Genomic DNA, 15,830 nt, shown 5'->3' on the forward strand with positions numbered 1-15,830 from the left:
GACCTGCCACACGAACCCGCCTCAAAAGTGCCGGCTCATCCGGAAACCCGGGGGCGAATCGGCGAAGCTCCACCGGACGGCCCCCTTCCGTTCCCATCCGGGGACCTCGCGGGCTCCCGCGAGACACCCCGGAACGGCACCTGTCCGACACCCCTCAGAGGCCGGTGAGCACGAGGTCATCGCGGTGGACCACCTCGCGCTCGTAGTCCGGGCCGAGCTCCCGGGCGAGTTCACGGGTCGAACGACCGATCAACAGGGGAATCTCCCGCGCGTCGAAGTTGACGAGCCCCCTGGCGAACGCGCGGCCGGACTCGTCCCGCAACTCGATCGGGTCACCGGCCGAGAACTCCCCGTCCACCGCCGTGATGCCCGCCGGCAGCAGCGACCCGCCCCGCTCGGCGATCGCCCGCACCGCGCCCGCGTCCAACACCACCGCGCCGCGCGGCGAGGAGGCGTACTCCAACCACAGCAGCCGGCCGGCGCTGCGCCGACCGGTGGCGTGGAACCAGGTTCCGGTCTCCGCCCCCGCCAGCGCGTCCGCCGCGTGCACGGCCGAGGTCAGCACCACCGGGATGCCGCCGCCGGTGGCGATCCGGGCCGCCTCCACCTTGGTCACCATGCCTCCGGTCCCCACCCCGGCACGACCCGCGCTGCCCAGTTCCACGCCCTCCAACTCGGCGGGGCCGGTCACCTCGGGGATCAACCGGGTCCCCGGGCGGCGGGGCTCCCCGTCGTACAGACCCGCCACGTCCGAGAGCAGCACCAGCAGGTCGGCACGGACCAGATGGGCCACCAGGGCCGCGAGCCGGTCGTTGTCACCGAACCGGATCTCGTCCGTGGCGACCGTGTCGTTCTCGTTGACCACCGGCACCGCGCCCATCGCCAGCAACTGCTCCAGGGTGCGGAAGGCGTTGCGGTAGTGCGCGCGTCGGCTGGTGTCGTGCGTGGTCAACAGCACCTGGCCCACGCGGCGGCCGTAGCGCGCGAAGGAGGCGGTGTAACGGGCCAGCAGCAGCCCCTGTCCGACGCTGGCCGCCGCCTGCTGGCGGGCCAGGTCGCCGGGGCGACGGGTCAGGCCGAGGGGGGCCAGACCGGCGGCGATGGCGCCGGAGGAGACCAGCACGATCTCCCGGTCGTCGTACTTGGCCAACACGTCCACCAGGGCGTCCACCCGGTCCGCGTCCAACCCGCCGGAGGCGGTGGTCAACGAGGAGGACCCGATCTTCACCACGACCCGGCGGACCCCCGCCACCATCGCGCGCCGCGCCTCCCCGCCCCGCTGTGCCGCTGCCACCGTGCCGCTCCGTTCGCGTTCGTCCCACCGGTCGCGTCGGACCGGGCCACCTCCGCGGCCCGGTGCCTCCGACCGGCACCGACGCGCGGCCAATCTACGCCGGCACCCGGTGCCGGCGCCCGGCCATTCCGCCTGCCGGCGACAGTGGGCCACCGGCAGTGGCAACGGGATTCGGGCGGGCCGGCCCCGGCCCCGGCCCCGGCCCCGGCCCCGGCTCGAACATCTTTCGCATCAATCCCCGAACGCCACCTCGAACAGCCGGCGGTCTCGTGGTCCTTCCGGTGCCCCCTCACCCACGGGGGACGCACCGAACCGCCCCGGGTTCACTCCACGCCCCGGGGCCGGACCCTTCCAACGGGCCGGCTCCTCTCAGCACGCCGCCGAGGTCGTGCCCGATGTCAGTCGGTGACCCGGCTGGGCCTGTCGTGCACCAGATCCGCGTAGTCGGGGTGGCGCTCGATCCAGGTCTTGAAGAACGGGCACACAGGCAGCACCTTCAACTGCGCCAGGCGCGCGTCGTCCAGGGCGGCCCGCACCAGGGCGCCGCCGATCCCCCGCCCCTCCAGGGCCGGTTCCACCTCGGTGTGGGTGAAGACGATCAACTCGTGCGTGCGGATGTAGTCGGCGATCCCGGCCCGCTCACCGTCCAGCGTCGCCTCGTATCGCTTCGCGTCCGGCCGGTCCACCACCACCGGCGACCCCTGCCCCACAGTGCTCACCCCTTCCCGACACTCTCCGCTCTTCCCCACCGTATGCCCCGCCCTTCACACCCGCACCCAAGGAACGGGGGTGAAGCGGTGAGACCGCCCCGTCAGCGGATACCGCGGAAAGTGGTCCTCACCACCGAACGTGACCTACATTCACATGGCCCCGAGCCCGCTCTGGAGCATGTCCTCCACAAGGAGGAAAATCCATTCACCTTTACTCCTGCAACGCGGCACCGACACCCCATATCCCGACCGCTTCGAAAATTTCGCCACTCACGAATCCTGCCGATCGCATGCCCTGTTTGAAATCGTTCTTCATCGGGAATTTCACAAAGTCGACTTTCTTCGTCTGCGCTGGAAATATTTCGACCTCAGTCCCGGCACCGCCGCAATCCGCCGCATCGCCCTCCCCGCCGGGGATGTCCATTCCCTCGAGAGCCACCGGGAACGCCAGCAGGAAGAACACCAGGACGCCGGAGCCAACTGGACGGACAGCGGGCTGATCTTCCCCGCTTCAACGGGCACCGCCCTCGACCCCACCAATCTCCCCGCCGCTTCGGCCGACTCCTCAGCCGGGCAGGGCTCCGCCGCATCCGCTTTCACGATCTCCGGCATTCGACTGCGATCCTGCTCCTGGAACAGGGCGTCGACCTCGTCGTGATCAAGGAACTCCTCGGCCACACCCACATCGGCGTCACCGTCGGCGTCTACGTTTGCCCCCCGCCTCCAGCGCCAAGCCATCGACGCCCTCGGCAACGCCCTGGGCCCGACCGAGGAAGACCCCGAAGACCCACCCGCCATGGCAGCCGTCCGCTGACGTTGCCGTCACCGTCAAGGCACCCGGAGACTCCAGCGGGGTATCAATTCCAGCCCGTTCCCCGATGGCGAAGGCCCCCCGGGGATAATCCCCGAATAATCAACCAGCCCGGGGAAACGTCAAATCGGGAACCCACCTGAATGGATCCGAGCATCGGAAATAGCGAATCCCCGAAGGGTTGCAGCCCTTTCGGAAATTCATTATTCCGTTACGGATTAATCTCTACTCCCACGTGGCCACGAGATCGACAGCGACAACGAGAATCGAACCGCACGTGAAAGAAATTTCGTGCGTCATGCCCGACGAATGCGGAAGTACTTCATCCAACTGCAGGGCACCCAGGCGGGGAAACATACCGTCAGGCTCCTCGGCGTCTACACGGAAAGACTGGACGCCCGAGTAGCGAATACACAAACCGCTCTCATGTTTCCACTCGTTCGGCATCAGGACAAATTCAAGAGAAACCTGCCCCTGGTCATCAACGAGAGTTGCCTTGCTCAGCTCCAGATCCTTAACGCACCGAACACCTCGGAAGTCGTAGTGATCCGGGTGAGTGGCAAACGCCGCCGCGCCCGGGGGAAGGACGCCGGAGAGCTGCGGGAGGACCTGCAAGTAATTCTGCGGATCCAGGTGGTACCCGTACCGGTCCTGCAATGGTTCCACACGCACGTACTTCATTAGCATCCACCGCCAGTGATGCGCGGACGCTTCCAGTTGTCGCCCTTCACGTTCTCGGTTCCCTTATCGCCGATACGGCCATCTCGCCTCAATTCGCCCACGGCTAGCCCCTTCAGGTTGTTGTAGACATCCCGCGGAACATCGACGTCAGCACTCTTTCCGTGCTTCGAGAACCATCCATCACTGCCGAAGATCCCGACTTCCTTACCCTTGTGGTAGACGTGAATCTCGAAGTCAGTCGTACCACCGATGTCGAATCTGTCGACGCGCCCGGTGTAGTTACTCCCGAAATTTAGAGGATCTTTCGGCCCGCGTGCCCCTCCGACATTATGCACGAGGACCGGCGTCTCGCCCGCCAGCACATAGTACGTATGGGGACCTTCCACTGTCAGGTTGTGCACCCGTGCGTACTCAGCGGTCTGCGAGAGCGAAGTGACCGGCACCAAGGCACCGGATTGGGAAACCAACAGGTCACCCGGAGCCAACTCCCCGGCCTCGGTCCAGGCAAGAGTGTTGTCCACCCAGAAGGGATGGTTGGCAGTCGCCACGAGAGGCTCGCCGCTCAGAGCCTCGGGGGTGGCCGCATGGGTGGTTGAGGAAACACCGACGGCCACCAACTCTTTTTCGCCCTCACCTTGGATCTCAGCGGTCACCGTCCTGGCGGAAACTTCTCCCGTTTCCGGATCCGATGCCAGGACGGGGTCACCGATGGCTACATCCTCGATGGCTTTCGTGGTGCCGTCCGCCATGAGAACGTGCGTTCCAGGAACAAAGCTGTTGCTACAGGAAGCTTTTTCGCGAGGTTTGCTCGGGCCCGTTCGGCGGAAAGCCAGAGCCGCGAAAATGTCGAAGGCAGCTTCTCCCGACATCTCCGCATAGCGGCCCTCCCGGAAGTCGTCGACTCCCTGATCGATGGACTCTTTTGCCCCACCGACCACCCCTTTCCAAAACTCTGGATTAACGGGATGAAATGACCATTGAGTCTTGATGGATTCTTTGCAGCCACCATTCCCGGTCACACAACCCAGAGCATCGCCATAAATTTTTCCATAGGTGCCGGTGACCGAAGAAATCGCACCTTCGGCTTTACCGAAGAAGGCACCTACCCCACGCCGCACCTGACCACCCTGCCCAGTCATCCGAATAATCGGCCGATTATTGGCGACACGAGTGGTGGGGAAAAGAATCCAACGGGCAGCATTGAGCATCACTTTGGCTACCCCGATAGCCGCCGCAGCCACCTTGTTGAGAGAAGCAAGCGCCGTAATCTTGTTAAGGAAAAGACCCGAGGGGTCCGAGAAGGCGAGGGGGTTGTTGTTGGCGTAGGTGTAGCCGTGGATCTGTTGGGAGTCGGTGAGGTCCATGATCGGGTCGGGAGAAATGAATCGACCGATCGCGGGGTCGTATTCCCGGGCCCCGAGGTTGATCAGACCGGTCGATTCGGTGTCGTCGATACCGCCGACGAAGCTGCGGGTACCGGGCCAGTCGAGGCCGGGGTCCGTGCCGCGCAAGCCACCGAAGGGCAGGGTGCGGCGCTGGGTGAGTTCCCCGGTTGCCGTGTTGATCGCCAGGTGGCCGGTGCCGTGGTGATCGGCGACGATCACCGAGGTCGCGCCGTCGTCCGTGGTCACCGCCATGTGACCGCTACCCAGATCGATGTACCGGGTGGCCTCCGGCTTCGTCGCTCCGGTGGGCAGGGTGATGTCGGTGTGCCCGAGGTGGAGCGTGGTCCCGGTGTCGGTCCGCGCGATAAGGCGACCGCCGTCCGCGCTGTAGAGGTACGAGGCCCCGGTCTCGTCGTGGTTCTCCACCGTGTCCACCCGGCCCTCGGGGGTCCAGGTGAGCGTTTGGGTGTCCCCGCCGATCTGCCGCGAGACGGTCTGACCGGCCGCGTCGTACCCGTACTCCTCGAGCGAGGTGACACCCGGCGCCTCCTGGACAACGGAGGTCAGGGTGTGGGGCTGCTCGGCGCCGTACTCGTGCGTGCGGGTGATGTTCCGCTCGTGCAGGGTCTCGGTGACCCGGTTGCCGACCGTGTCGTAGGCGTAGGAGTGGTGGTAGGGGGCGGGGCCGGCGATGGTCGCCTCCGCTCCGCTCCCCGCGCACTTCCCCTGGTTCTGTGTCCAGGCGTCCGTCAGTCGGCGCAGGTGGTCGTAGTCGAAGCACTGCAGGTCGGTGCCGGAACGGGAGACGTCCTCGATGGAAAGGACGTTGCCGATCGGGTCGTAGGCATAGGTCTCGTGCCGATCGACGCCGGGCCGTCCCTCACGGTCCACCCGTGTGGTGGCCAACCTCTGGGTTCCGTGTTCGTAGGTGTTGGTGAGCCAGGTGGGACGGCCGCTGCCCCGTATCTCGTGTTGCAGCGGCCTGCCCAGCCGGTTGTAGACGGTGGTGGTGGCCAGCCCTGTGTTGGTGGCGAGCCCCACCGGGCGCAGGGTCGCGTCCTCGTAGGTGTAGGTGACCGCTTCCCCGGCAAGCGAGCCCGCCGCCGGAAGGGTCGTGCTCCGCACCGTCCCGGAGGCGTTGTACGCCGTCGTGGTGGCGTAGTTGCCCGCCAACGGCCCCTCTGCCGAGGGAATCAGCGTCCGGGCCCTCACCGGCCGGTAGAGCGGGTCGTGCTCCAGCACCTCCTGGACGTACGGGTGGCCGTCCTCCCAGCGAGTGGACTTCCGCAGCTGTCCCTTTCCTCCGAAGAGGGAGTCGTACTCCCACTCGGCCCGCAGCGTTCCCGTCGGGCCGTCCTCCCTCAACTCGGTGCGTCGGTTGAGGTTGTCGTGGACGTAGGAGAGTGTTTCGCCGAGGGAGTTGGTGGTGGAGGTGAGGTTGCCCCGGTCGTCCCAGGTTTGGGTGGTGGTGCCGGTGTCGGGATCGGTGGTGGTCAGGTTGTTGCCCCGCTGGTCCCAGGTGTAGGACCAGGTGTTGTCCGCCGGATCGGTGACCGACGCCAGCTGCCCCCGGGGGGTCCAGGAGTAGGAGAGCGCGTCGTACGCGCTGCCCGCTCCGGCCCCGTGATGACGCCGCAGTTCGATCAGTCGCTCACGGGCGTCCAGGAGGGTCGTGGTGGTGGTCCCACCCTCCGGCGGGATGACGGTGGTGCGGTCCCCGCGGTGGATGGTGGTGGTGACGGCCAGCGTCTTCCCACCGTCGCCGTCACCGGCCATGAGGCGGGATTCGATCTCGCGCCCCGCACCGTCGTACACGTGCCTGGTCTGGCTCTCGACGGTCGAGGCGTCGGTGGGCAGGAAGAGCGAGGCAGCCGGTTTGCCGTCCGCGAAGTAGGGGGCGAACGTCTTGGTGACCAGCCCACGCTCGTCGTGGAAGGTGTCGGTGAGCAACCGGCCGCCGTCCGGGCCGGGAACCTGGGTCTGACGTTCGCGCAGGAACCCGTCGTAGAGGGTGTAGGCGGTGTCCTGTCCGGAACCGGCGTTGTTGAGGGACTTGCTGCTCACCGCCACCGCCTGACCATCGAGGATGCGGTAGGCGAACTCGTGGCTGGGCAACTGGGTGGTACGCCGGTTCGGCAGCCACACCTTGGTGGTGCGGCCCAATGCGTCGTACTCCAGAACGGTGACCCGGCTGTTCGGGTCGGTGAGCCGGGTGGGCAGACCTCTCACGGGATCCAGCTCCGTGACCGTGGTCAGGGCGGAGGAGGCCACGCCCGAACGGGCGGGAGGGCCGGTCTCGGTCGCCCTGGTGGCGGGGCCGGTTGCCGGCGTGTAGACGGTCCGGGTGGTCCGTCCGTCGGTGCGCGGGGTGCGTTGGGGGGTTCCGCCGCCGGTCACGGTGACGGTCGCGCTGATGTCAGTCGTCGCGACGATCCGACCGTGGGTGTCGTACTCCGCGCCCGCCTCGAGGTAGGTGGCCTTGGTGCCGTCGTGTTCCTTCAGGGTCGCGGTGCCGGTGACCTCACCGAGGGTCGGTGTAGCTCCGTACGCCCCGCCGTCGTAGGCGTAGCGCACGTCCGACAGGACCCCCTCCGATCGGTCGGGGGTCGCCGCGCACCGTGCCGCGACGACTTCCTCCCTCTCCTGGAGACCGAGCAGGTTCTTGGCCGTGTTGGTGGCCCAGGTGGTACGGACGCAGCGGTCGTCGTCGGAGGTGGAGGTGTCCCCACGGTCGTCGACCTGTGTGACCCGTCCCGCGACGGTGTCGTGGGTGACGTGCTGCTCGGTGATCCGCCACTTCCCGCCCGCGCCGTCGTCCAGCGAGGTGAAGGTGCGGGTGTGTTCCGCACCGATGAAGTGGGCGGCGATGGTGCCCCAGTCCCGCACCGAGCGGGCGGTCCGGTGGTACCAGGGGCGGGAGATGGTCTTCTCCAGCGCCCCACCACTCGCGTCCTTGTGCACGACGGTCTTGTAGGGGAATCCGGCGAGGGAGGAGTGGTCGACGATCGGGTCGCCCTCACCGGACCCGAGGGTGACACTGACCGACTTGGTGCCTCCCGACGGACCCGCCCGGTCGCCGTGCATACCCCGCAGGAAGTAGCTGTCGGTGCGGGAGACCATGCCACCGGTCCCCTGAGCGCCGGTCAGCTGACGAACCTCACCGTAACCGCGCCACTGCGACCAGGTCTTCTCCTCCTCCGGAAGAAGCCCCGACTCGTCATAGTGCCAGGCGGCGCCACCCCGGTAGTCGTAGCGGGTGACCTGGTCCGGGGAGCCTCCCGTGCGGTCCGTGGCCGTCACGGCGGTCACGACGTACTTGTTGAACCACTGCAGGTCGGGGTCGTGATCCGGCCCGCCGGCGAGGAACTGGGGGAAACAGCGGGTGGTGTTGGTGTGCGGCGTGGGGAGGGAGCCGGACGAGCAGCCGGGGGCCGAATAGTTGACGTCGATCTGCCCGCCGACCTCGTCGGCCACGGTCGACAGACGTGCCTTGATGAAGGGAGCCCATCCGTCACCGATGACATCCCGTCGGTTGGCCAACTGGGTGTAGCCGAAGGTCGTCTTCGGAAGGGTGATGGGAGCCGAAGCGCTGTGTCCTGTGCGCTGCACGCTGCTCAGCAGGAGCTGGTAGTCGACGTCCGCGGTACCCCAGTGCTGTGCGAGCTTCCAGGAATCGACGGTGTTCCACGTGCTCGTCCCCGTACGGAAGCGGGTCGTGACGGCCGTCAGCCGTTTGGTCGTCCAGAAGGACGGGGCGAAGCGACCGGCATCGCAGTTCTTGCCCGCGTCGCAGTTCAGGTCCCACGGGGTGTCGTACCAGTGGAAGGCGTTCTTCGTGATGTCCGAGCAGTCGACACCGGGCCCCGGTATGCAGCGCTCCTCGTTGGTGAAGACCACCCGGGCCCGGGGCTCGACCGTGTAGACGGTGCCGTGGTTCAGGCCGTAGTCGATCCGCTTGAGGGTCCCGCCCCTGGTGTAACGGGTGTTGTTCTTCTCGTCCAGGAAGCGCCCGTAGGAGTTCTGTTCCCGGTTGTAGTGGTATGCGACGGCGTTGCCCCGAACGTCCACGACGTAGTCGAGGTTCCAGCGCCAGGCCTGCTGACACCAGGCGTCCTTGATCGCCGAGGTGTGGCACGGGTCGCCCGGGTCGTTCCCGAAGACGGGAACGGTCCAGGTGGAGTCGGTCACCTCACGGCCCGAGGACCATCCGGGGAGCCGGTGGTACCCGAAGTAGTACTGCGTGCCGTCGGGGTCGGTGAGGCGCCAGTACTCGTTGTCGTTGTCACCGTTGGCGCGGGCGCTGTCGGTCAATCGCTCGATCCTGGTGCCGTCGTCGGTGGGCAGCTTCCAGGTGTTGGAGCCCGCCGGCACCAGTTCTCCCGCGGCTCCGTTGAAGGAGACGAAGGCGTTGTCGTGGTCCCAGCAGAGGTCACCGATCTTGTTGCCGTCGGTGTTCTCGATCTCGTCGTAGCCGCAGGGCTTGTACCGGCGCTCGATGTATCCGGGCCAGAGGTCGAAGCCGTCACCGACCCAGGAGCCCTGGTTGTTCGTCCCTCCGGTGCGTCCGTCGATGCTGCCGGAGGAGTAGGTCAGACCCACCCGGGGCTTGAGACCACCGGGAACGTCCGGGACCGGCATGTCGTGGGACCAGGTGAAGTCACCGGTGTTGAGGTTGGTCTCCCAGGTGGCCGAGGGGGAGAGATCGGTGGCCCCGTAGCTTCCCTTCTCACCGTCCGCCGATGACACCGCGGCGAGAACGATGCCGCCGGAACCGGCCGGGGAAATGTTGGAGGCGATCAGGGTCTCGCGCTCGGTGTCGTTCTCCCACTCGATGTCGAGGGCCTCCTCGCAACCCTCCTTCTCCGGGGTGATCAGCGAGCATTCCGGCAGACCGATGAGGGAGAGGCGGGAGCCGAAGCCGCCGCCGAAGGCGTGTGCGATGTCCGAGTAGTCGATGGTCACATCGACGGCGGGGTCCTCGGTGACGCGCAGAGGGGCGGTTGCGCCCTTGTTGTTCTGCTCATCGACGGGGCGCAGCACGACCACCGGGCCGTTCGCGCCCAACGCTTCGGCGCGTTCGGGCTCCACCACCTCGATGTCCAGCGGAACGGGCACCTGCCCCGGGGTGGTCACCGAGACCGGCAGGTTTTCGACCGTCGGCGCCGCCTCCAGGAGACCTTCGGGACGGGCGATGACCCGCGCCTCCCCGGCCGGGAACGACTCGGGTTCGGGCACCACCACGGGCTCGGGTATCTCCGTGCCACGGGATTTCACCGGAAGGCCGTCCCGGCCCTCGACCGGGAGACCGACCTCCGGGGCCTCCGGCGCCCCGTCGTCGGCCGTCGCGACCCGGGTGGGGGCTCCCTGGAGCAGGGTCACCGCGGTCACCACCGGTACCACCATCAGTGCCAGGTGTCGGCGCCATTCCCTTGCCGGCCTGTCCCGCCGCCCCGGACGGTTACCGCTTGTCTTCACGACCTTCGCCTTTCGGCACCGGGGCACAGGGGTGCCCCGGAAGATGGATGGAGTGGTCTCGGGATCGGGTGCGGCTCCGTGCGGAGCCGCACCCGATGGATCAGCGGGCGTCGACGGGGAGGACCGGCGGTCTGCCGGAGGCGCCGGCCGCCATGTGACGCACCTGGTTGTCTGAGAGGACGCCCTGGATCACCCAGAGGTCGTCGATGGCCCCCGGCCAGTACTCACCCCAACCGCCATCGACACGGTTGCGTCCGACCTCCAGGGAGTGCGTCGCCCGGAAGGGGATGGTGTTGTCGCTCCAGGACTCACCCGGCTCGCAGAGGGGATCCGAGTCCTCCGTGCAGACGATCTCCTCCAACTCCCCATCCACGTAGAGACGGGTCTGCTTGGTGAAGCCGTCGTGCACGAGCGTCAGGTGGTTCCAGTAGCGCACGTCGTAGAAGAGCTGGTTGTTGACCCGGATCACCCTGGCTCCGCTGGCGTCCCCGTCGGGAAGCGCGACCTGCCAGTTCCCCCATCCCTCTTCCTCGTCGTGGGGGACGAAGCGAACGGCGAACGCGCTGTGGTGGTCACCGGTCGCGCTGACCACCGTCACGGGCTCCTCCGGTGCGGTGGTGGCGCGGGCCCAGGCCGTGACGGAGAACCCGGCCGAGGTGTCGATCGGCATCGTCTCGGTGCGGGCGTGGGCACCGACGCCGTCGAGGATCAGGGCGCCCTCGTCGACCCGACCCCAGTCGATGGAGGTGTCACCGTGCACGGTGAGGTCGTTGTCGTGGGGCGAATCGTCGGGAGTCGTCGCGCCTGCCTCCTCGAAGTTCCAGCGGCCCTTCACCAGCGGTGAGTGGTGGAAGAGCTGGCCGACCTCGTAGCCGGTCACCACCCGGTCGTATATCCGCACATCAGAAATCTCTCCGGGGAAGAAGGATCTGAGGTCTCCGCCGGCCTGCCCCGCTCCGATTTGAACACCCCCATTGGCATAGCGCGATATCGACAGAGGAGCAGTGCCCGCCTTGACTCCGTCCACATAAAGCGTCAGCGTTTTTTTCTCGGCGTCATGAACACCCACCAGATGGGCCCACTCCCCGTCATGTGCCGTAGTTCCTACCGGCTGCATTGCCCGTATGATGCGGGAATCCGAGGAGTTGCTTTCATACTGATTAAAAACCCAACGATCATAAGGCGTGGAGTAGTACAACTCGAACCCGGGACGCTGAGTCGCCACCTGGGTCGCAATCACCCCGGCAGAACCCACGCGGGATTTGTCGAGTTTGGCCCATGCGGAGACCGCGAAGCTGCGTCCGGTGTTCACCATGCCGGCCGTGGTGTGGGCATATCCGGTCGCGCCGTCAAACCGTGCCACTCTCCCCTTCTCACCCTCCATACCGGTCCGAACACCGTCGACAATGGTGGCGGGCAGGACGTCGGCCGCACCGGAGACCGTAGTGGAATACTCCGGTTCATCGAGTTCGAAGAGGGAAACCGCCGGACGACCGGGCTCCTGATGAATACGCTCCTTGCGGTAGAGCTGTGCGATCTGGGTGGTGGGATCACTCATCTGATGATTGAAGATCTGCACCTCGTCGATCGATCCGGGGAAGTAGCTCTTCTTTTCCCCACTGTACTGGCCGACTCCGATCTGCACCGGGCCCCGGGCGTTCCAGGCCCCGGCATATTCGAGCGATCCCGCCAACTGTCCGTTGACGAAAAGCCGCATCGTGTTGCCGTTCCAGGATCCCAGCAAGTGGGTCCATTGCCCCGAGACCACGGGGGCATCCGCGAGAACGCGGGCCATGGAATTATTTTCGGGTTCGTCGGCCCAGTACTGGTTGAAGGCCCAGGAATCCCTCGCGGCGGAATAGTACAGCTCGAACCCGGGGCGGTGCTTCCCTGTCTGCGTGACAACAATGGCCGCGCTGTTGGGTTTGCGATCCAACTTCGCCCATGCGGAAACCGTGAAGGTTTTACCGGTGTCCAGGACCGGCCCATCGGTCACCGCATGACCGGTTGAGCCGTCCAGGTGCAGGGCGGTCCCCACCACACCCGGTACCCCGAGTTGGGTCCCCCCGAACAGTCGGGCATCCCGCGAGGAGGCCGTGGCCCCGAACTCACCGGCTCCCTCCTCCTCGTTCAACTGCCAGGTGATGCGAGCGTCCTGTCCGGGGGCGACGCGGTACTGGTAGGTGCGGACCTCCGAGGCGTTGCCGGCCCGGTCGATGGCCTGGGCGGTGATGAAGTGCAGGCCCGGCTTCTCGGGGAGCACCTTCACCAGTCGGGCGGCTCCGTTGGTGGTGGTGATCTGGTTACCCGGCAGGGGGTCGGTGTTGATGCCGTACCGGAAACGGTTCACATCCCCGTCCGAGGAGGCCAGGGTGAAGTCCCCGTACTGCCCCACCCCGTCCCACCACGGATCCTCCGGATCGGAGGGATCGGACTCCGGATAATGACCCGAGTCGATGCCCGGCGCCGCGGGAATGGTGGTGTTGTACACGAAGTAACACGCCGTGGCCGCCCCCGCCGTCGACCACGGACCATAGTGCGCCCCGTCATGGGCCCGCACCTGCCAGTTCAACACCGTGTTCTTCGGCAGACCCGTCGGCAGCGTCACATTGAACGCCGAACCCGACTTCTTGGCCGTGCTCAGCCCCGAGTCCCACACCACCGTGGAACCGTTGCGGACCTGGAACTGCACCCGCACCGTATCCCCGTCCGGATCGGACACGTTGTTGGCGTGGACCTTCCCCATCGTGCGCACGTGCGGCGCCGAACCGGAGGACTTGCATGTGCCCCCGTACTCCATCGTCAACTGCGACATCGCGATCTGCCGCGGCGGCCGGTTGTACCGCACCCGCAGATGAGCGTCCTTGGAAAACCGCTTCCAGTGCAGATTGCTCGTCTCGTTCGAGGCCCGCAACCCGAACGTCAACGTCGAGGTCTTCGCGTCCGCCGCCCGCTGGATCGCCGCCCGCACATCGAACTCAGCGTCACCGGCCGGCCGGCACCCCGACTGACCACCACCGTAGTGGAAGGACTCCGTCCGCAACCGCTCCACCCAAAACCCCGACGCGGTCTGCGTGTTCCACGTCGTCGACGCACCGATCGCCTTCGTGCGCCACAACTCCACCGGATGATCCGTGCACTGCGCCGAGTGGGTGTTGCGCACCACGAACTCCGCACTCATCACCCGCGTACCCGCGAACCGCGAGGTGTCGATCCGGTAGAAGAGCCGCTTCACCTCGTTGGGATTGCACCCCGCCCACCCCACGCAGTACCCCACACCCTCATCGGTACGACCGTTGAACATCCACTGCGGCGTCCCCGCCCAATACCGCGACACCATCGTCCACGCCGACGCCCGCGGCGAATGCCACTGCGGATCGATGAACACCGGATACGTCGTCTCCTCCCCCCGCAACACCTCGAGATCGGGAAGAAGAACGAGTTCTTCGCTCTTCGAGTCCACCTGTACCCCGATGGTCGCCAGGTTGACGGAATCACCGGGGGCGGGTTCCTCGGAGCTCGACAGCTCATCGGTCCGAGTCGATGATGAGTCCACGGAGCGGGAGAGGGTTTCAGCCCGGACCTCGGTGGTTTCCCCGTGGAGAGTGGAGTCCCACATCACAGGGGTGGGAGCCCGGAAAACCGTTCCTCCCGTACCGGTGTCCACGGCCTCCAGCCCACCGTCTTCGGTGACCTGCACCTCGAGGCCCTGACCGGCCAGGCCGAAGCGCAATTCCTCCAGGGCGGGATCGGCCGCCGCTTCGGGGGTGTGCACGATGAAGAGGGAGAGGAAGCCGTCATCCAGCGCCTCCAGTCGGAGGTCGACGTCGGGCAGCACGTCCGGATAGGTGGCCCGGGGACCCTCCAGCACGGGAGCGGGAAGAAGTTCCGGCCAAGTGAACGTCAGCTCTCTGCTGTCCCTCACCAGGGAGACCAGGTCGTGCCCCCCTCCGGGGGAGAAGACCAAATCGACAGTTGAGGCCAGGGGAGTTATTTCCCCCTCACCAGCCACCAGCGTCAGATCAACCCCGACCCACTCCCCACCACGGCGGGTCCATATGGGTGTCACGTACTCACGGGCCTGAAAGGTGCCGTCGGGAAGAGCGAAGACCTCTCGGGTTTCCCCGCGCTGGGAGAGCACCTCGACCGGTTCGCCGGAGCGGGCAGCCAGTTCGCTCTCCTCATGGTGCTCCTCCTCTGGCTCCGAGGTTCCCTCGGAAGGAGTCGTCACCACATCGCCCGGCTCATCCACGGCTCGGGCGGGGGCGCCCACGGCCAAGCCCATCGCCATGGCCAGGAGAACGATCAGCCCTCGGCACCCCCGAACTTCGCGGAGCTTCCCGCTCACCATTCCCCCTACCCCATCACCACAGGTGACCGAACACACACCCTCACATGAACCGCATGAACATATGACCAGCTACAGCTAACTGTCCATCGGGGGAAAACGGACACTTCACACATGGAGATCAGTTGATCGCGAAGTGAAGAGAGATATCCATCACATCACCGCAAGGTGTGAAACGTGCCGACCGTGAGATCACGGGCACCCCCGGGCGACAGGTGACAATGATTTGCTCAATTCGCCCAATATTAACTTTTTACGGAAATTTCATTCAGGTGGCTTCTCCGAGTGGTGGCGCACCTGTAATCGCTTGCCGTGCACTCCTCTCGCTCACCAATGGAAAGAGTGCGCCAAAACCCGACGACCACTGCGGATCCTACGGAGTAGGTATCCATATCCCGCCGAGTCGAAATTCTTGGGCGTGTCGATTTCACCTCACCAAACCCTGGCGAGAAACTTCATCACGAAAAATTTTCGGCCTGCCCCAGCGTGTTCCGGGCCAGCACTCACCCCGTTCACCATTGTTCAGTGAACGACCGACCTGGAAGGAGCCGTTCGCCCTGAAAGTGGGTGGGAAGGGCGTCGAGGCGAAGTCGAGTTCGGCGGTGCGCTCGCCGTTCACGTACAGGCGAAGCGCTCTTGCAGATCGGTCGTATACGACCGCCACATGGACCCAGTACCCCACCTCGGAGGGGAACTCGGATGCGGAGAGGCGTGTGACCACAGCGTCTTCGCCGTCGGAATCCGTGAGGGAGACCTCCCACTCACCCCAGCCGTACTGACCGGGACAGGGCAGGAAACGCAACGTCACCGCCGATTCCCGCTCACCCGTCACACCGAACGCCGTGACAAACTCCCCCGGCATCTCGTGCGACCTGAACCATCCCGCCAGGGTGAACCCCACCGTGGTGTCGATCGGCACGGAGTCGGTGGAGGCGTGGCCGTCCACACCGTTGAAGGCGAGGACTCCCATGTCCACCCACCCGAACTCCTGGCTGACGCCCCCGGCCACCGTGAGGTGGTTCTCATTCTCCGATGAGTCCGGGGTGATGCCGTCGAGCACTCCCTCGAAATTCCACCGAGCGGCCACGAAGGGCGTCGAATTGTTCTCCACCGGTGGGCTCATCGC

Annotated in this window: 7 protein-coding genes; 1 reads left to right on the plus strand and 6 read right to left on the minus strand. The window is 66.1% G+C overall.

What is annotated here, in order from left to right; translation table 11 throughout:
• Positions 1 to 154: 154 nt before the first annotated feature.
• On the minus strand, positions 155 to 1,255 hold the full coding sequence (proB, locus tag LZF96_RS03145; protein WP_233865492.1) for a glutamate 5-kinase: 1,101 nt from the start codon (positions 1,253 to 1,255) through the stop codon (positions 155 to 157).
• 437 nt (positions 1,256 to 1,692) lie between these two features.
• Complete coding sequence (locus tag LZF96_RS03150; RefSeq protein ID WP_374203074.1) at positions 1,693 to 2,013, minus strand: GNAT family N-acetyltransferase; 321 nt, start codon at positions 2,011 to 2,013, stop codon at positions 1,693 to 1,695.
• 471 nt (positions 2,014 to 2,484) lie between these two features.
• Here LZF96_RS03150 and LZF96_RS27255 point away from each other — a divergent pair, with 471 nt between their 5' ends.
• Complete coding sequence (locus tag LZF96_RS27255; protein ID WP_374203079.1) at positions 2,485 to 2,958, plus strand: tyrosine-type recombinase/integrase; 474 nt, start codon at positions 2,485 to 2,487, stop codon at positions 2,956 to 2,958.
• A gap of 82 nt (positions 2,959 to 3,040) precedes the next feature.
• Here the strand turns inward: LZF96_RS27255 and LZF96_RS03160 are convergent, their stop codons facing one another.
• From LZF96_RS03160 to LZF96_RS03175, 4 genes are all read right to left on the minus strand, one after another.
• Complete coding sequence (locus LZF96_RS03160; RefSeq protein WP_233865377.1) at positions 3,041 to 3,496, minus strand: hypothetical protein; 456 nt, start codon at positions 3,494 to 3,496, stop codon at positions 3,041 to 3,043.
• The gene (locus tag LZF96_RS03165) at positions 3,496 to 10,284 is read right to left on the minus strand and encodes a polymorphic toxin-type HINT domain-containing protein (RefSeq protein WP_233865379.1); all 6,789 of its coding nucleotides are present in this window, start codon (positions 10,282 to 10,284) and stop codon (positions 3,496 to 3,498) included. Before LZF96_RS03165 ends, LZF96_RS03160 begins: the two co-directional genes overlap by 1 nt.
• 172 nt (positions 10,285 to 10,456) lie before the next feature.
• Positions 10,457 to 14,704 carry a LamG-like jellyroll fold domain-containing protein gene (locus LZF96_RS03170; protein ID WP_233865381.1) on the minus strand — a complete coding sequence of 1,416 codons (4,248 nt, stop codon included), beginning with the start codon at positions 14,702 to 14,704 and terminating at the stop codon, positions 10,457 to 10,459.
• A gap of 427 nt (positions 14,705 to 15,131) precedes the next feature.
• A complete protein-coding gene (locus LZF96_RS03175; RefSeq protein ID WP_233865383.1) occupies positions 15,132 to 15,827 on the minus strand; it encodes a LamG domain-containing protein in 696 nt (231 codons plus the stop codon).
• Between the last annotated feature and the right edge of the window lie 3 nt (positions 15,828 to 15,830).

This window comes from Streptomyces sp. ST2-7A, from assembly GCF_021390475.1.
In the GTDB taxonomy this organism is placed as follows: domain Bacteria; phylum Actinomycetota; class Actinomycetes; order Streptomycetales; family Streptomycetaceae; genus Streptomyces.

What these genes read in the sequence shown, in the direction of transcription:
- LZF96_RS03175 (WP_233865383.1), bottom strand. Translation starts at nt 15,827, where the DNA reads ATGAGCCCACCGGTGGAGAACAATTCGACGCCCTTCGTGGCCGCTCGG.
- LZF96_RS03165 (WP_233865379.1), bottom strand. Translation starts at nt 10,284, where the DNA reads ATGGTGGTACCGGTGGTGACCGCGGTGACCCTGCTCCAGGGAGCCCCC.
- LZF96_RS03160 (WP_233865377.1), bottom strand. Translation starts at nt 3,496, where the DNA reads ATGAAGTACGTGCGTGTGGAACCATTGCAGGACCGGTACGGGTACCAC.
- proB (WP_233865492.1), bottom strand. Translation starts at nt 1,255, where the DNA reads ATGGTGGCGGGGGTCCGCCGGGTCGTGGTGAAGATCGGGTCCTCCTCG.